The sequence below is a fragment of the Streptomyces sp. NPDC001407 genome (assembly GCF_042895325.1).
GTDB lineage: Bacteria > Actinomycetota > Actinomycetes > Streptomycetales > Streptomycetaceae > Streptomyces.
The window spans coordinates 1-17,982 of sequence record NZ_JBIAWF010000030.1 but is presented as its reverse complement, the minus strand read 5'-3'; the positions used below and the strand labels follow the sequence as shown (position 1 = coordinate 17,982).

10 protein-coding genes, 1 tRNA gene and 1 rRNA gene are annotated in these 17,982 nt (G+C 70.9%); 1 reads left to right on the top strand and 11 read right to left on the bottom strand.

All coding sequences use genetic code 11. The features are described 5' to 3' along the window. Window positions 1-75: 75 nt before the first annotated feature. From ACFY1P_RS30705 to ACFY1P_RS30670, 8 genes are all read right to left on the bottom strand, one after another. Entirely contained in the window at window positions 76-459 is a 384-nt protein-coding gene (locus ACFY1P_RS30705; protein WP_071965196.1) for a helix-turn-helix domain-containing protein, read from the bottom strand. 109 nt (window positions 460-568) lie between these two features. Further along, the gene (locus tag ACFY1P_RS30700) at window positions 569-1,102 is read right to left on the bottom strand and encodes a nicotinamide-nucleotide amidohydrolase family protein (RefSeq protein ID WP_361533888.1); all 534 of its coding nucleotides are present in this window, start codon (window positions 1,100-1,102) and stop codon (window positions 569-571) included. Next, the gene (gene pgsA / locus ACFY1P_RS30695; RefSeq protein WP_390752473.1) at window positions 1,099-1,746 is read right to left on the bottom strand and encodes a CDP-diacylglycerol--glycerol-3-phosphate 3-phosphatidyltransferase; all 648 of its coding nucleotides are present in this window, start codon (window positions 1,744-1,746) and stop codon (window positions 1,099-1,101) included. The genes ACFY1P_RS30700 and pgsA overlap by 4 nt, the downstream gene beginning before the upstream one ends. Continuing rightward, entirely contained in the window at window positions 1,743-3,254 is a 1,512-nt protein-coding gene (rimO, locus tag ACFY1P_RS30690; protein ID WP_361533882.1) for a 30S ribosomal protein S12 methylthiotransferase RimO, read from the bottom strand. Before rimO ends, pgsA begins: the two co-directional genes overlap by 4 nt. A 150-nt stretch (window positions 3,255-3,404) precedes the next feature. Next, on the bottom strand, window positions 3,405-4,232 hold the full coding sequence (locus ACFY1P_RS30685) for a helix-turn-helix domain-containing protein (RefSeq protein ID WP_361533879.1): 828 nt from the start codon (window positions 4,230-4,232) through the stop codon (window positions 3,405-3,407). Window positions 4,233-4,490: 258 nt separating this feature from the next. Next, window positions 4,491-7,268, bottom strand: coding sequence for a DNA translocase FtsK (locus ACFY1P_RS30680; protein ID WP_390752472.1), 2,778 nt, complete (start codon window positions 7,266-7,268; stop codon window positions 4,491-4,493). 104 nt (window positions 7,269-7,372) lie between these two features. Further along, complete coding sequence (locus ACFY1P_RS30675; RefSeq protein ID WP_361532573.1) at window positions 7,373-8,056, bottom strand: response regulator; 684 nt, start codon at window positions 8,054-8,056, stop codon at window positions 7,373-7,375. A gap of 274 nt (window positions 8,057-8,330) precedes the next feature. Next, complete coding sequence (locus ACFY1P_RS30670; RefSeq protein WP_361532570.1) at window positions 8,331-13,832, bottom strand: HAMP domain-containing protein; 5,502 nt, start codon at window positions 13,830-13,832, stop codon at window positions 8,331-8,333. 442 nt (window positions 13,833-14,274) lie between these two features. On the opposite strand from ACFY1P_RS30670, the gene ACFY1P_RS30665 reads away from it, so the two are divergent. Continuing rightward, window positions 14,275-16,893, top strand: coding sequence for a SpoIIE family protein phosphatase (locus ACFY1P_RS30665; protein WP_361532579.1), 2,619 nt, complete (start codon window positions 14,275-14,277; stop codon window positions 16,891-16,893). A gap of 53 nt (window positions 16,894-16,946) precedes the next feature. Here the strand turns inward: ACFY1P_RS30665 and ACFY1P_RS30660 are convergent. The 3 genes from ACFY1P_RS30660 to rrf form a co-directional block, all read right to left on the bottom strand. Next, window positions 16,947-17,022, bottom strand: a tRNA-Thr gene (locus ACFY1P_RS30660). A 71-nt stretch (window positions 17,023-17,093) separates the two neighbouring features. Further along, window positions 17,094-17,777: a DegT/DnrJ/EryC1/StrS family aminotransferase gene (locus ACFY1P_RS30655; RefSeq protein ID WP_390752471.1), complete on the bottom strand. Its 684-nt coding sequence runs from the start codon at window positions 17,775-17,777 to the stop codon at window positions 17,094-17,096. 117 nt (window positions 17,778-17,894) lie between these two features. Beyond that, window positions 17,895-17,982 (bottom strand): 5S ribosomal RNA (gene rrf, locus ACFY1P_RS30650); the annotation flags it as partial.

Here is a 17,982-nt window from a genome sequence, read left to right as displayed (position 1 = left end):
ACGCGGAGATCCCGGTCAGACTCCTGACCGGGATCTCCGATGGGAAACGTTTCTGGAACGAACGCCCCGTACTCCTCAGGCCGCGACCACGTCGACGGCCTCCGCGGGAGCCTTGATCGTCACGCGCTCTCCCGGGACGCCCGTCACGGACGTCACGGACATCGAATTGAACATGGGCCGCATCGGCGCGGGTACCGGCTCGCTCGCCGCCGCCGACTGCGCCAGCTCGGCGAGCGACAATTCGTCACTCACCTCGCGCATGACCTCGGACATCCGTACGTCCAGAGCGTCGCAGATTGCGGAGAGAAGCTCGGAGGACGCCTCTTTCTGCCCCCGCTCGACCTCGGAGAGGTAACCGAGCGAGACCCGGGCGGAAGAGGAGACCTCGCGCAGAGTGCGGCCCTGGCGCTGGCGCTGCCGACGCAGCACGTCACCCAGCAGGCGACGGAGCAAAATCATCGGTGGCTCCCTCCTTGGACCGCGAATCCGGATCCTTCACGCCCCACCGTACCGCCTCGGGCTCCGGCCGTGCGGGGAGCTATGTCGTGTTCACTCAGGGCTGCAAACATCAATTCCCCCCGTTGTGTTCCGTATCCTTTGCGCCCACGTTTTCTGTCAGTTCGCTCAGCAGCAGTTGCAGCGCCGCCCGCACGCTTTCCTCGCGGATGTGCCTGCGGTCACCGGTCAGCGCCAGTTGCCTGACGGCAGAGCGGCCTTCCGGCCCCGCGGCGGCGACGAATACCGTACCCACCGGCCGGCCGTCCTGCGGCTCCGGCCCGGCGACCCCGGTCGTGGCCGTGCCCCAGTCGGCACCGAGCAACGCCCGTACGCCGATGGCCATCTGCCGCGCCACGTCAGCGTCGACGGCCCCGCGCTCGGCGAGCAGTTCCCCGTCCACACCCAGGACGTCGCGCTTCACCTCGGAGGCGTACGCCGTGACCGAGCCGCGCACCGTGCGGGAGGCGCCCGGCGTCTCGGTCAGCCAGGCCGAGACCAGGCCGCCGGTGAGCGATTCGGCGGCCGCCACCGTCAGGCCGCGCTCCTCCAGGGCGGCCAGGACCGCCGCGGCCACCGCCAGGACGCCGTCCTCGGCCGCGCTCATCGCACGGCGTCCCGGCCGGCCCGTTCGAGCTGTGCGGCCAGCCCGGCTCTGCGCAGCACGACGGCCTGGCGTACGTAGTCGAGGCCGGTGAACACGGTCAACGCCACGGCCACCGCCATCACCCAGAAGCGGGCAGTGGCCAACGGCCCGGTCAGCGCGAGGATGTACATCCCCACCGCCACGCCCTGGGCGAGCGTCTTCATCTTGCCGCCGCGGCTGGCCGGGATGACGCCGTGCCTGATGACCCAGAACCGCATCAGCGTGATGCCGATCTCGCGGAAGAGGATCACTCCCGTGACCCACCACGGCAGGTCGTGGAGCGAGGACAGGCAGATCAGCGCCGCGCCCATGATCGCCTTGTCGGCGATCGGGTCGGCGATCTTGCCGAAGTCGGTGACCAGGTTGTACATCCGGGCCAGGTGGCCGTCGAACAGGTCCGTGATCATGGCGACGGCGAACGCGGCCCAGGCGAACGAGCGCCAGGCCGGGTCGTAACCGCCGCCGTGGAGCATCAGCAGCACGAACCCGGGCACGAGCAGCAGCCGCACCATGGTGAGGATGTTGGCGATGTTCCACAACCCGGCCGGTCGCATGGTCGATGCCGGGGCATGGCCTCCGGCAGCGGAGGCCGGGATTCCGGTCATCTGGCCGCCTCCTCGGTACACCCTCCGTCGCCCAGGGGCTCGGCGACGAGGTCCACGCCCTCGGTCGCCACCACCTTGGCCACCACCATGCTGCCGGGAGCGAACTCCCGGTCGGTGACGAGCCGCACCTGGCCGTCCGTCTCGGGCGCCTGGTGGGCGGCCCGGCCGAGCACGCCGTCCTCCTCGTCGATCCGGTCGACGAGTACCTCCATGGTCTCTCCGAGCCGCTCCTCCGCGCGCTGCGCGGTAAGCTCCTCGGCCAGCCGGGAGACGCGCTCCAGCCGCTCCGCGACGACCTCCGGGTCGAGCTTGTCGTCGTAGGTGGCGGCCTCGGTGCCGTCCTCGTCGGAGTAGCCGAAGACGCCGATCGCGTCCAGGCGCGCACCCGACAGGAAGCGCTCCAGCTCGGCCACGTCCTCCTCGGTCTCACCGGGGAAGCCGACGATGAAGTTGGAGCGGGCACCCGCCTGCGGGGCCTTGGAGCGGATCTGGTCGAGCAGCTCCAGGAAGCGGTCGGTGTCGCCGAAGCGGCGCATCGCGCGCAGCACACCCGGCGCGGAGTGCTGGAAGGACAGGTCGAAGTACGGCGCGACCTTGTCCGTCGACGTCAGCACGTCGATCAGGCCCGGCCGCATCTCCGCGGGCTGGAGGTAGCTGACGCGGACGCGCTCCAGGCCGTCCACGGCCGCGAGCTCCGGCAGCAGCGTCTCCAGGAGGCGGATGTCGCCCAGGTCCTTGCCGTAGGAGGTGTTGTTCTCGGAGACCAGCATGATCTCCTTCACGCCCTGCTCCGCGAGCCAGCGCGTCTCGCCCAGCACGTCGGAGGGACGGCGGGAGATGAACGAGCCGCGGAAGGACGGGATGGCGCAGAAGGAGCACCGGCGGTCGCAGCCGGAGGCGAGCTTCACCGAGGCGACGGGGCTGCTGCCGAGCCTGCGGCGCAGCGGCGCGCGCGGGCCGGAGGCCGGGGCGAGGCCCTCCGGGAGGTCGGCCGGCGGCTCCTCGGCGGGCGCCTGGCCGCCCTGGGCGTGACCGGGCAGCGCCACCGCGGCGGTCTGCCGCTCGGCGGGGCTGATCGGCAGCAGCTTGCGGCGGTCGCGCGGGGTGTGGGAGGCGTGGACGCCACCGGAGAGGATGGTCTGGAGCCGGTCGGAGATGTCGGCGTAGTCGTCGAAACCGAGCACGCCGTCGGCCTCGGGCAGCGCCTCGGCCAGCTCCTTGCCGTACCGCTCGGCCATGCAGCCGACGGCGACCACGGCCTGGGTGCGGCCGCCACGGCCGTCGGTGGACGCGGTCTTGAGATCGTTTGCTTCGAGGAGGGCGTCGACGGAGTCCTTCTTGGCGGCCTCGACGAAACCACAAGTGTTGACTACGGCCACATCGGCGTCGGCGGCGTCCTCGACGAGGTCCCAGCCATCCGCCGCCAAGCGGCCTGCCAGCTCCTCCGAGTCCACCTCGTTACGGGCGCAGCCAAGTGTGACAAGAGCGACGGTACGGCGTTCGGGCATAGGGCTCAGCCTACTTTGTCCCGGGGCCGCATCCGCTGCCGAGTGGCGACGAGTACCGAGAGGATGGTCACCCGGCGGCGCGCCGCGCCGTCTCCCACCGGCGCTTTCGCACCGTGCGGGCCGCCGGCGGGCGGCTGCCCGGCCGGTGCCTCAGCCCGCGACCGGGTCTCCCCTGGTGTAGCTCAGGCGCTGGACCTTGCCGTCGTCCGGCAGATTCTTCACCTGCTTGCCGTTCACGAAGAGCTGGACCGCTCCGGCGTTGCCCAGCACCAGGTCGATGCGCTTGTTGTCGGTGAAGGTCTTGGAGTCGCCCTGCTTGAGCACGCCCTCCTCCAGCAGCTTGCCGTTGTGGTCCTTGGCGGACATCCAGGTCTGGCCGTTCTGGCCGGTGAGCTTGACGGTGACCATGTTGGCGGGGACGCCGGCGACGGCGCTCCCGGACTGCTCCGGCTTGGGGTCGGCGGGCTTGGCCGGCGGGGCCTTCGCGCTCGGGGACGCCGGAGGCTTGGCGGAGGGCGAGTCGGCGGCGACGGAGTCGCCCGAGCTCTTCGCGCCGCCGTTGAAGAGGGTGAACCCCACGAAGCCGACGACGGCGACGATCGCGGCGACCATGGCGGCCGTCCAGTTGGGCCGCCGGGGTTCGGGCCGGATGCGCTCGGCGTCGAACAGCGGCGCCGCGGGGGTCGGTGCCGGGCGCCCGCCGTACTGCGCGGCGTACTGCGCGAGCAGCTCCGCCGGGTCCAGGCCGACGGTGCCGGCCAGCACGCGGATGTGCCCCCGGGCGTAGACGTGGCCGCCGCAGCGCGAGAAGTCGTCCTGCTCGATGGCGTGGACGATCGGAATCCGCACTCGGGTGGTCGAACTGACCTCTTCGACGGTCAGTCCTGCGCTGGTACGAGCCTGCTGGAGGGCCTGGCCGATGGAAGGCCGGTCGTCGTCCGCGGGAACGTCGTCCGCGGGAGAGTTGCCGATGGACACGAGGGCGCCTTTCGAGCGTGTAGCCACCTGCTGGAGGTTCAGTCTAGGGGGGACGCGAAATCATCGGGCAAGCGGAAAGACGGACTTTGTACGCCATCAGATGACTCTCGGACGCCGATGGTGGGACATCGGCCCGGCCCCCCTCTCCTCAACTCGGCGCACCGCCGAGGGAAACGGTCGGCCGGCTCCTCTTCCGGGGGTTTCCCGGCCTCCGGTGGGCGACGCCGTGCCCGGGGCCCCGCGGGTGCCCGGGACCGGCTAGGACCCCCCGCCCCCACGGATCACCGTGAGGACCGCGTCCAGCTCGTCCGGCTTGACCAGCACATCGCGGGCCTTGGAACCCTCGCTCGGGCCCACGATGTTGCGCGACTCCATCAGATCCATGAGTCTGCCCGCCTTGGCGAATCCCACACGCAGTTTCCGCTGGAGCATCGAGGTGGAGCCGAACTGCGTGGAGACGACCAGCTCGGCGGCCTGGCACAGCAGGTCCAGGTCGTCGCCGATGTCCTCGTCGATCTCCTTCTTCTTCGCGGTGCCGACGGTGACGTCGTCACGGAAGACGGGCGCCATCTGGTCCTTGCAGTGCTGGACGACCCCCGCGACCTCGGCCTCCGTCACGAAGGCGCCCTGCATGCGGACGGGCTTGCCCGCGCCCATGGGCAGGAAGAGGCCGTCGCCCTTGCCGATCAGCTTCTCGGCGCCCGGCTGGTCGAGGATGACCCGGCTGTCGGCGAGCGAGGAGGTGGCGAAGGCGAGCCGGGAGGGCACGTTCGCCTTGATCAGGCCGGTGACGACGTCGACGGACGGCCGCTGGGTGGCGAGCACGAGGTGGATGCCGGCGGCCCGCGCGAGCTGGGTGATGCGGACGATCGAGTCCTCGACGTCCCGCGGGGCGACCATCATCAGGTCCGCGAGCTCGTCGACGATCACCAGCAGGTACGGGTACGGCGACAGCTCGCGGCCGCTGCCCTCCGGTGGCTTGACCTTGCCGCTGCGCACGGCCGCGTTGAAGTCGTCGATGTGCCGGAAGCCGAACGCCGCCAGGTCGTCGTAGCGCAGGTCCATCTCGCGGACGACCCACTGGAGGGCCTCCGCGGCCCGCTTGGGGTTGGTGATGATCGGCGTGATCAGGTGCGGGATGCCCTCGTAGGCGGTCAGCTCGACGCGCTTGGGGTCGATCAGGACCATGCGCACGTCTTCGGGGGTGGCCCGGATCATCACCGACGTGATCAGACAGTTGATGCAGGAGGACTTTCCGGAACCGGTGGCTCCGGCGACCAGGACGTGCGGCATCTTCGTCAGATTGGCCATCACGTAGCCGCCCTCGACGTCCTTGCCCAGCGCGACGAGCATCGGGTGCTCGTCACCGGCGGCGTCCGCCAGCCGCAGCACGTCGCCCAGGTTGACCATCTCGCGGTCGGTGTTGGGGATCTCGATGCCGACCGCGGACTTGCCGGGGATCGGGCTGATGATCCGTACGTCCGGGCTGGCGACGGCGTAGGCGATGTTCTTGGCGAGGGCGGTGATCCGCTCGACCTTGACGGCCGGGCCCAGCTCGACCTCGTAGCGCGTGACCGTCGGGCCGCGGGTGAAGCCGGTGACGGCGGCGTCGACCTTGAACTCGGCGAAGACGTTCGTCAGCGCGGCCACTATGGCGTCGTTGGCCGCGCTGCGGGCCTTGCCCGGGCCGCCGCGCTCCAGCAGCTCCAGCGAGGGCAGCGCGTAGGTGATGTCGCCGGACAGCTGGAGCTGCTCGGCGCGGGCGGGCAGCCCCTGCGGGGGCTCGGGCGCGGCCTTGGTGAGGTCCGGGACGCCGGCGGGCTTGCCCGCACCGGCCTTCGCGGTGCCGCGCGCGCCCGGCACCGCGCCGGAGCGCTCGCCGCCGGCCTGCGGGACGTGCTCCGTCCCGGAGTCCCGCTCGGTGGAGATGCCGCTGCTGAGCCCGGCGACGAGCGGCGACGGCTGCACCCCGTGCAGCACCGCCCCGTCCAGCGAGGCGGCGGCCGCCGCGGCCACGTCGATGGCGTCCAGCGGCCGGTCCGCCGGGGGCTGCACGGAGCGCGGCCGACGGCGCCTGCCGAGGGCCTCCTCCTCGGCGCTCTCCACGTCCGTAGGGGCCGCGGCGGCGCGGCGGGGCCGCCTGGCGGGGGCCCCGCGCCACTCGTCGTCGTACTCCGCGTACTCCGGCTCGGCCTCGTACTCCCCCGGCAGGGGCTCGATCACCCCGAGCCTGATCCCCAGTCTGCGCAGCCGCTGCGGGATGGTGTTGACCGGGGTGGCCGTGACCACCAGCAGTCCGAAGACGGTCAGCAGGACGAGCAGGGGGACCGCCAGCACCTCGCCGACTGTGACGATCAGGGGCTCGGCGGCGACCCAGCCGATCAGGCCGCCGGCGTTGCGCAGGGCCTCCTCGCCGTCGCCCCGGCCCGGCGAGCCGCAGGCCACGTGGACCTGCCCGAGGACGCCGATCACCAGCGCGGACAGGCCGATCACGATCCGCCCGTTGGCCTCGGGCCGTTCGGGATGGCGGATCAGCCGGATCGCGATGACGCCGAGGAGTATCGGAACGACGAGGTCCAGGCGGCCGAACGCGCCGGTGATGAGCATCTGCACCAGCTCGCCGACCGGGCCCTGGAGGTTGGACCAGGTGCCCGCCGCGACGATCAGGGCGAGGCCGAGGAGCAGCAGCGCCTGGCCGTCCTTGCGGTGTGCCGGGTCGAGGTTCTTCGCCCCCCGGCCGACGCCGCGGAAGAGCGCGCCGACGGCGTGCGCCACACCGAGCCAGACGGCCCGCACGAGGCGGTAGACGCCACCGGTCGCGGACGGCGCGCGCTTGGGCGCCGCCTTCTTGGCGACGGCCTTCTTGGCAGGCGCCTTGCGCGGCGCTGCCGCCTTCTTGGCGGGTGCCTTGCCCGCGGGCTTCGGCGCCGCTTTTTTCGCGGGCGCCTTCTTGGCGGCGCTCCCGGAGCGTCCGGCGCGCTGCTTCGAGTTGCCCGCCGTGCTCTGGGAACCCTTGCCGGACGTACGTGAGGCCATGGTGCCGAGGTTACCGTCGACGGACGCGAGGGACACCTGCGCCCATGCGTTCACCCATTCGTGTCGCGCTCCGGCGGCGCCGGGGGTGACGTGGCGTCAGGGGGTCAGCTGGGCGAGGGAAGCGGGCTGGCGCCGCTGCCGGTGCCGGGCTCCAGGGCGTCCAGCGCCCGCCGCAGGCCCGTGAGTTTGCGCTCCAGGTGGGCGGCGGTGGCGACGGCCGCCGCGTCGGCCGACTCGTCGAGCTGCTTGGTGAGCGCCTCGGCCTGCTCCTCCACGGCGGCGAGGCGCGCGGAGAGCTCGGCGAGCAGCCCCGCCGGCTCCTGGGGCGCCACCGCGCCGGCCCGGCCCTGCCCGCTCTCCAGCTGGAGGCGCAACAGCGCGGCCTGCTCGCGCAGCTGGCAGTTCTTCATGTACAGCTCGACGAAGACCGAGACCTTGGCACGCAGCACCCACGGGTCGAACGGCTTGGAGATGTAGTCCACGGCACCCGCCGCGTACCCGCGGAAGGTGTGGTGCGGGCCGTGGTTGATGGCGGTGAGGAAGATGATCGGGATGTCCCGGGTCCGCTCCCGCCGCTTGATGTGCGCGGCGGTCTCGAAACCGTCCATGCCAGGCATCTGGACATCCAGCAGGATCACTGCGAAGTCGTCCGTCAGCAGCGCCTTGAGCGCTTCCTCCCCTGACGATGCCCGTACCAGTGTCTGATCGAGCGCCGAGAGGATCGCCTCCAGCGCCAGCAGATTTTCCGGCCGGTCATCGACCAGGAGGATCTTGGCCTTCTGAACCATGCCCCGTCCTCCTCGTCCCGGCTTGGGGTCTCCCCAGCTCGCAGAGCCGGGGGAAGCACCGGGCGCCGCCCCAGGGGACGACTCCCTTGCGCCGCCCGTCCTTGTGCCGGTCATGGTAGCCGCACCCTGCCGGTCGCCACACCCTGTCACCGCGATGTCACTGTGCACGTAGCGGAAACGTGGCGGGGGACCAGAAGGTTCCCCGAATCCCGTGCTCCCACACGTCTTCGGGCCCAGTCTGTCAACAGGTGGGCGGGAACAGTCCGGTTACCCGTCACTCACCGCGCATCCACTGCTCCATCACCGTCAGCAGGTGATCCGTGTCGACCGGCTTGGTGACGTAGTCGGAGGCCCCGGCGTCGATGCTCTTCTCCCGGTCGCCCTTCATCGCCTTGGCGGTCAGCGCGATGATGGGCAGGCCCGCGAACTGCGGCATCCTGCGGATCGCGGCCGTCGTGGCGTAGCCGTCCATCTCCGGCATCATGATGTCCATCAGGACCACCACGACGTCGTCGTGCTGCTCCAGGACCTCGATCCCCTCGCGGCCGTTCTCCGCGTAGAGCACCGACAGGCCGTGCTGCTCCAGGACGCTCGTGAGGGCGAACACATTGCGGATGTCGTCGTCGACGATCAGCACCTTCTCGCCGTGGAAGGTCCCTCCGAAGCCCTTGCCGAAGCCGTGGCTCGACGGTTGCTCTGCGTCACCGGACGGTTCGTTCAGCCAGGAGCCCTCCTCCGGGACCGACGGCGGCTGGGCCGCCGGCGCCTGCGCCCCTGTGGACGCCGGTCCCGACAGCGCGGGCCACTGTCCCGCCGCCTGTGCGGCGCGCTGGCGGCGCAGGAAGAGCCCGGCCGCCCCGCGCGCGGGCTCGGCCGCTGCCGGTGCCTCGTGGTCGCCCGCACCGCCCGCCGGCTCCGCCGCGGCGAGGCCGTGAGTGCCCGGCGTGAGCTGCGGATAGCCCTGCGGCGGCAGCTCACCCGTGTTGAGCGGGAGGTAGAGGGTGAAGGTGGAGCCACGGCCCGGCTCGCTCGCCGCGTGGATCTCACCGCCGAGCAACCGGGCGATCTCCCGGCTGATGGACAGCCCGAGGCCCGTACCGCCGTACTTGCGGCTGGTGGTGCCGTCCGCCTGCTTGAACGCCTCGAAGATCACCCGCATCTTGCTCGCCGCGATGCCGATGCCGGTGTCCGTGACCGAGAAGGCGATCACGTCACCGTCGGCGTCGCGCAGCGAGCCCGCCTCCAGCAGCTGCTCCCGGATGCTGTCCGGCACGTCCCCGCCCGCCGGGCGGATGACGAGCTCGACGGCGCCGGTGTCGGTGAACTTCACCGCGTTCGACAGGAGGTTGCGCAGCACCTGGAGCAGTCGCTGTTCGTCCGTGTGCAGCGTCGCCGGGAGCTCCGGCGAGACCCGTACGGAGAAGTCGAGCCCCTTCTCCGCCGTCAGCGGCCGGAAGGTGGCCTCCACATAGTCGACGAGCTGCACCAGGGCGATACGGGTCGGGCTGACGTCCATCTTGCCCGCCTCGACCTTGGACAGGTCCAGGATGTCGTTGATGAGCTGGAGCAGGTCCGAGCCCGCGCCGTGGATGGTCTCCGCGAACTCCACCTGCTTCGGCGAGAGGTTGCCCTCCGCGTTGTCGGCGAGCAGTTTCGCGAGGATCAGCAGCGAGTTGAGCGGCGTGCGCAGCTCGTGCGACATGTTGGCCAGGAACTCGGACTTGTAGCGCATCGAGACGGCGAGCTGCTCGGCGCGCTCCTCCAGGACCTGCCGGGCCTCCTCGATCTCGGTGTTCTTGACCTCGATGTCGCGGTTCTGCCGGGCGAGGCGCTCGGACTTCTCCTCCAGCTCGGCGTTGGAGATCTCCAGCGCCTTCTGCCGGTTCTCCAACTCCGCCGACCGCTCGCGCAGTTGCTCCGTCAGCTCCTGCGACTGCTTGAGCAGTACCTCCGTCTTGGTGTTGACGCTGATGGTGTTGACGCTCGTGCCGATCATCTCGGCGATCTGGTTGAGGAAGTCCTTCTGGATCTGCGCGAACGGCTGGAAGGACGCCAGCTCGATCACACCGAGCACCTGCCCCTCGAACAGCACCGGCAGCACGATCACGTGCGCGGGCGGCGCCTCCCCCAGGCCGGAGGCGATCTTCAGATAGCCCGGTGGGACGTTCTCCACCAGGATCGTCCGCTTCTCCTGCGCGGCGGTGCCGATGAGCGACTCGCCCGGCCGGAAGGAGGTGGGCATCGAACCCATCGAGTAGCCGTAGGAACCGAGCATCCGCAGCTCGTACGCGTCCTCGCCCTCGGCCGGCTGGCCGCCCGTCGGCATGGCCAGGAAGAACGCGCCGTGCTGCGCGGAGACCACCGGCGTCAGCTCGCTCATGATGAGCCCAGCGACGTCCTCCAGATCGCGGCGGCCCTGCATCAGGCCGGAGATCCGGGCGAGGTTGCCCTTGAGCCAGTCCTGCTCCTTGTTGGCGAGCGTGGTCTCGCGGAGGTTGGCGATCATCGTGTTGATGTTGTCCTGGAGCTCCAGGATCTCGCCGGCCGCGTCCACGTCGATCTTGAGGTTGAGGTCGCCGCGGGTCACCGCGGTGGCGACCTCGGCGATGGCCCGGACCTGCCGGGTGAGGTTCCCGGCCATCTCGTTCACCGACTCGGTGAGGTCGCGCCAGGTGCCGTCCACGTCGCGCACCCGCGCCTGACCGCCCAGCTGGCCCTCCGTGCCCACCTCGCGGGCCACCCGGGTCACCTGGTCGGCGAAGGACGACAGCTGGTCGACCATGGTGTTGATGGTGGTCTTGAGCTGGAGGATCTCGCCGCGCGCGTCGATGTCGATCTTCTTGGTCAGGTCGCCCTGGGCGATGGCGGTGGTCACCATCGCGATGTTGCGGACCTGGCCGGTCAGGTTGGACGCCATCGAGTTCACGGACTCGGTGAGGTCCTTCCACGTCCCGCTGACGCCCAGCACCCGCGCCTGGCCGCCGAGGATGCCGTCGGTGCCGACCTCGCGCGCCACGCGCGTGACCTCGTCCGCGAAGGAGGACAGCGTCGTCACCATGGTGTTGACCGTGTCGGCCAGCTGCGCGACCTCGCCGCGCGCCTCGACCGTCACCTTCTTCGTCAGGTCACCGTTGGCGACCGCGGCCGCGACCTGCGAGATGTTGCGGACCTGACTGGTGAGGTTGTTGGCCATCAGGTTGACGTTGTCGCTGAGGTCCTTCCAGATGCCGGTGACGTCGCGCACCCGCGCCTGGCCGCCCAGCTGCCCCTCGGTGCCCACCTCGCGGGCCACCCGCGTGACCTGCTCGGCGAAGTCCGACAGCTGGTCCACCATCGTGTTCACGGTGGTGACCAGTTCGAGGATCTCGCCCTTCGCGTCGACCGTGATCTTCTTCGAGAGGTCGCCCTTGGCGACCGCCGTCGTCACCTCGGCGATGTTGCGCACCTGGGAGGTGAGGTTGTTCGCCATGAAGTTGACGGACTGGGTCAGGTCCTTCCAGGTGCCGGAGACACCCTGCACCTCCGCCTGACCGCCGAGGATGCCCTCGGTGCCCACCTCACGGGCCACGCGCGTCACCTGGTCGGCGAACGAGGAGAGCTGGTCCACCATCGTGTTGAGGGTGTTCTTCAGCTCCAGGATCTCGCCCCGCGCGTCCACGTCGATCTTCTGCGACAGGTCACCCCGGGCCACCGCGGTGGCGACGCCCGCGATGTTGCGCACCTGGGCGGTCAGGTTCCCCGCCATGCCGTTGACGGAGTCGGTCAGATCGCGCCACACCCCGGCCACGCCCGGCACCTGTGCCTGGCCGCCGAGCCGCCCGTCCGTGCCGACCTCGCGGGCGACCCTGGTCACCTGCTCGGCGAAGGCGGAGAGCTGGTCGACCATCGTGTTGATGGTGTTCTTCAGCTCCAGGATCTCGCCCCGGGCATCCACGTCGATCTTCTGCGAGAGGTCACCGCGCGCGACCGCCGTCGTCACCTGGGCGATCTGCCGGACCTGCGAAGTGAGGTTCCCGGCCATGAAGTTGACCGAGTCGGTGAGCTCCTTCCAGGTGCCGCTGACGCCGTCCACCCGGGCCTGCCCGCCGAGCCGCCCCTCGGTGCCCACGTCGCGGGCCATCCGGGTCACCTGGTCGGCGAACGAGGACAGCTGGTCGACCATGGTGTTGACGGTGTTCTTCAGCTGGAGCATCTCGCCGGAGACGTCGACGGTGACCTTCTGCGAGAGGTCGCCGTTGGCCACCGCCGTGGTCACCTGGGCGATGTTGCGCACCTGCCCGGTGAGGTTGCGGAAGGCGGTGTTCACCGAATCGGTGAGGTCCTTCCAGGTGCCGGCCGCGCCGGGAACCGCCGCCTGGCCGCCGAGTTCACCCTCGACACCGATCTCCCGTGCCACACGCGTCACTTCGGCGCCGAACGCCGAGAGCTGGTCGACCATCGTGTTGACGGTGTTCTTCAACTCCAGCATCTCGCCGGACACATCGACGGTGACCTTCTGGCCGAGGTCACCGTTGGCCACCGCCGTCGTCACCTGCGCGATGTCCCGCACCTGCGTGGTGACGTTGCGGAAGGCGGTGTTCACCGAATCGGTGAGGTCCTTCCAGGTGCCCGCGGCACCCGGCACCTGCGCCTGACCGCCCAGCAGGCCGTCGGCACCGACCTCGCTGGCCACCCGCGTGACCTCGTCGGCGAAGGTCCGCAGCGTCTCCGTCATCTGGTTGATCGTCTCGGCCAGTTGCGCGACCTCGCCGCGCGCGCTCACCGTCACCTTCTGCGACAGGTCGCCGTTCGCGACCGCCGTGGTGACCTGCGCGATCCCCCGCACCTGGGCGGTCAGATTGCCCGCCATGAGGTTGACGGAGTCGGTCAGGTCCTTCCAGACGCCCGCGACACCGGGCACCTGCGCCTGACCGCCCAGCTCGCCCTCCGTACCCACCTCACGGGCGACCCGCGTCACCTCGGAGGCGAACGACGACAGCTGGTCGACCATCGTGTTGACGGTGTTCTTCAGCTCGAGCATCTCCCCGGCCACATGGACCGTGACCTTCCGGGAGAGATCGCCCTTCGCGACGGCCGTCGTCACCAGAGCGATGTCCCGCACCTGAGCAGTGAGCCGGGACGCCATGGTGTTGACGGAATCCGTGAGGTCCTTCCACGAACCCGACATCCCGCGGACCCGGGCCTGCCCGCCCAGCTTGCCCTCCGTGCCGACCTCGCTCGCCACCCGCGTCACCTCGTCGGTGAACGCCGACAGCTGGTCCACGAGGCCGTTGACGGTGCGCCCCACCTTGAGGAACTCGCCCCGCAGCGGATGCGCGGCCCCGTCCGCCCCTTGCGACCGCAGGTCCATCCGCTGCTCCAGGTCGCCCTCGGCCACCGCCGACAGCACCCGGCCCACCTCGGACACCGGCCGGACGAGGTCGTCGACCAGGGCGTTGGACGCGTCGATCGCCGCCGCCCACGCCCCCTCGCAGGCCCCGACCTCCAGCCGCTCCGTGAGCTTCCCCTCACGCCCGACCACCCGGCGCACCCGCGCCAGCTCGCCCGTGAGCTGCATATTGCGGTCGGCGACGTCGTTGAACACCGCCGCGATCTCGGCCATCACGCCGTCACCGGCGACCGTCAGCCGCTTGCGGAAGTTCCCGTCACGCATCGCGGAGAGAGCCGACAGCAGTCGGTTCAGGGCCGCCGTGTCCACTTCCGTCGTCCCATTGGCCCGGGACCGTCCGCCCTTCGCGCGCGTGCTCACGCCCCGCGCCGCTGCGCCAGACTCCACCGTGTCCCTCCCGCTGGGTTCGATCATCCTCGTCGGGCTTCCGTTTCAGTCTTTCCCAGTGTTTCACCCCCGGCACCGAGGGGTTCGCCACTAGGAACGTAACCATGCTGCCCGGGTCTCGTTTGATCCCACAGGGCAGGGCTTGTCCTTCGTCACAGCCGCGAGGCTCGCGAGAAGCCCCGGTCTTTTCGGATCCGGGGAGGGCCACCACAGTCCGGCGGCATCCGCGCATCGCGCGATGTCCTCCATCGCCGACCACGACCCGGCGGCCGCGCGTGTTCCCTCGCGGAGAACACCCATGGCCGCCGGACTGCGTCCACGCCCGAAACACACAGCTCTGTCCACACCACTTGATCCGACGGTTTAGCCTGGCGGATGAATCGAGGACATGGGAAACGGGCACAGGACTCGGGGGAGCAATGAGAGGCCAATGGGGAGTGCTGTGATCACCGCGCGGGCTGCCGCCACCTTCGAGCCGGTCGGACGCTCGGTCGCCTCCGCCCGCGCCTTCGTCCGGGACACTCTCCAGGGCTGGGGCTTCCCCGACATCATCGACGACGCCGTCGTCCTGACCAGCGAACTCGTCACCAACGCCGTCGTCCACGCCGGCACCGCCGCCGACGTCCTGTGCATGCGCACGGACACCGGCGTACGCGTCGAGGTCGCCGACCACTACCCCGACCGCGAGCTGCCGCTCCAGAGCTCCGCGCACCGGCTCGGCGGCGTGGACCGGGAGGGCGGCCGCGGCCTGCTCCTGTGCGCGGCGCTCGCGACCCGCTGGGGCGTCGAGTACAGCAGCACCCACAAACAGGTGTGGTTCCAGCTCGACCTGCCCGACCGCCCGGCCGGCACCCGCTCCGCGGGCCCCGCGCTCCCCGCGGAGGCCCTGCCCGTCGCCGACACCCGCGTCCGCGTCGCCGTCGTCCAGATCGACCGCGGCGGCGTCATCAGCGCCTGGAACGACGACGCCCAGGCCATGTTCGGCTTCCCCGCCGACCAGGTCACCGGCAAGCCCCTCACGGACTTCGCCGCCTGGCCGCACACCCCCGGCACCTCCACCGGCATCGCCGAGGCCCTGCGCCTCTCCCGCTGGGAAGGCTCGTACGGCATAAGGGACGCCGACGGCCGCATCACCCCGGTCTACGCCTCCCACCTGCGCGTCCGGGACAACGAGGGCGCGCCCTCCACGGTCTGCCTGCTCGTGCGGGAGGACGAGCGCGCGGTGCTCCAGAGCCTCCAGCGCTCCCCCTCGGTGGACGCCGGCACAGGCGAGCGCGGCAACGCCACGGACCCCTTCGAGGTCTTCATCGGCTCCCCGGCCCCCGACGATCTCGACGGCCTCCTCCAGCGCACGGTCGAGCGCGCCCGCGACATGCTCGACGGGGACGCGGCCTATCTGCTGCTGGCCACCGACGACGAGACCGAGCTGGAGGTCCGCGCCTCCACCGGTCTCCCGTCCGCCCGCCAGCGCTTCGCCCGCGTCCCCGTCGAGGCGGGCACGGGCCGCTATGGCTCGGCCCGGATGCCCGCGGTCCACGAGGACCTCGCCGTCATCCCCGGTGCCGTGCCCCTGCTGGCCGACACCGGCATGCGCTCCGTCGTCACCGTCCCCCTCAAGGTCGAGGGCCGTCTCACCGGCTCGCTCGGCGTGGCCGCCGAGGCTCCCGGACGCTACACCAACGAAGAGGCCCTGCGGCTCCAGTTCGCCGCAGACCGTATCGCCCTCGCGGTCGAACGGGCCCGGCTCAACGAGCTCGAACGTCTGCGCCGCGGTTCGCTCTCCTTCCTCGTGGAGGCGTCCGATCTGCTCGCGGGCACCCTGGACCGCGACCAGACGCTGGCGCTGATGGCCCAGATGACCGTGCCCACGCTGGCCACCTGGTGCGCCGTCTACACCGTCGCCGATCCCGCCTCCGACCCCGAGCTCTCCTACGTCCTGCACGAGGACGAGGACCGCATCGACGGCCTCAAGACCCTCCTCGGCAAGCTCGCGCCGCCGGAGCCCGTCCCCACGCCCGGCGCCCGCGTCTGGACGGCGCCCGCCGAGGCCGCCCACTCCGCGGCGCTGCGCAGCTCCCTGCGCAGCCTGGGGCTGGCCGACATCACCCGGACCGCCGGGCCGAGCACCTCGCTCGCCACGGCGGCCGCCGTCGGCGGCGAGACGGTCGTGCTGCCGCTCGTGGCCCGCAACCGCGTCATCGGCATGCTCACGCTCGGCAAGCCCACCGACGACCACTTCCGCCAGGAGATCCTGGAGCTCGCCGAGGATCTCTCCCGCCGGGCGGCGCTGGCCCTCGACAACGCCCGCCTCTACAGCGAGCGCACGGCCATCAGCCAGTCCCTCCAGCGCAGCCTGCTGCCGCCGGAGCTGCCGCACGTGGCCGGTGTCGAGGTCGACGTCATCTACCGCGCGGCCGGCGAGGGCAATGAGGTCGGCGGCGACTTCTACGACCTCTTCCCGATCCGTGACGGCGCCTACGGCTTCGCGATCGGCGACGTCTGCGGCACGGGCCCGGAGGCCGCTGCCGTCACCGGCCTCGCCCGGCACGCACTGCGCCTCCTCGCCCGCGAGGGCTACGGCGGCCCGGCCGTCCTGGAGCGGCTCAACGCCGCCATCCTCGACGAGGGCGCCCGCAGCCGCTTCCTGACCCTCCTGTACGGCGAGCTGTGGCCGCAGGAGGACGGCAGCGCGATCCTCAAGGTCGTCTGCGCCGGGCACCCGCTGCCCCTGCGCCTGCGCCCGGACGGCACGGTGGAGCCCGCGGCGGATCCCCAGCCGCTGCTGGGTGTCATGGAGGACCTGGAGCTGTACGAGCAGACGGTCACGCTCGACCCGGGCGACGTCCTGCTGTGCGTCACGGACGGCGTGACGGAGCGCCGCGAGGGCGCCCGCATGCTGGGCGACGACGGCCTGAGCGACGTGCTGTCGAACTGTACGGGCCTCACGGCGGGCGCGGTCGCCGCACGCATCCTGCGCGCCGTCGAGCGCTTCGCCGCCGAACCCGCCTCGGACGACATGGCGATCCTGGCGATGCGCGTGCCCGGCCTGCACGAGGAGTGAGTCCGCCAGGACAGCGAAAAGGCCCCCGCCGAACGGCGGGGGCCTTTTCTTTATGGAGCCCCAATACGGAATCGAACCGTAGACCTTCTCCTTACCATGGAGACGCTCTGCCGACTGAGCTATTGGGGCCGGCAACGAGATAAAGCATACCCGACGTTCGCACGTCCTTTTGACCACCCGGTCGCTCCGTCAGCCGGCCCTCAAGCGGCCACCTTCAACAGCCCGCCGAGCGCGTTGCACGCGGACACCATCCGGTGCAGTTCCCGCTGCGTCGTCGACGCGTCCACGGGCAGCGCGAGGCATTCGTCGGCGGCACGCTCCGTCTCCGCGAGCCACAACTCCCGCCGGAACGCGGCGGTCCGGTGCACGGGCGTCTGTACGGGCACGTGGCAGCGCACCCGGCGGGCACGGAGCGCCCGGGCGAAGGCGTCCCGGTCGGGCCGGCCGTTGCCGGGCACCCGCACCACGTACGAGCCGTAGCTGTGCGGGAGTTCGGGTCGCACGGGAGGTGTCCGCACGCCGGTGAGCCGCGCGTTCAGGAAGGCCGCGTTCTCCCGCCGCCTCCTGGTGTCCTCGTCCATCGGACACGGCGGCTCGTATTCGATGACGAGCAGTCCCCGGTCCGCGGCGACGGCTCGCAATCCCTCCAGGTCGGCGCGGTGACCGAAGAGATGAACGGGCATCACGGCCGCGGTACGCAGCGTCAGGGTGGCGGCCACGGAGGCCGGGTCGAGGCAGAGGCTGTGCGGGTCGATGTCCGCGAACGTGGGCACGGCACCGGCCCGGCGAACGGCCTCCGCGGCCCCTGCCGTGGCGTACGAGGGCACGACGACCTCGTCCCCCGCACCGATTCCCGCCGCCGTGAGCCTCTCCACTGTCCCCATGGAAGGGAGGGTGACGGCAGGACGTTAACGAGGAGTGACGCTGCGCACTTCATCATGAAAACAAAAAAGCTCCGGTATCTGAACAGAAGTTCAGATACCGGAGCTTTTTGAAAATTTGTTCGGCGGCGTCCTACTCTCCCACACGGTCCCCCATGCAGTACCATCGGCGCTGAAAGGCTTAGCTTCCGGGTTCGGAATGTAACCG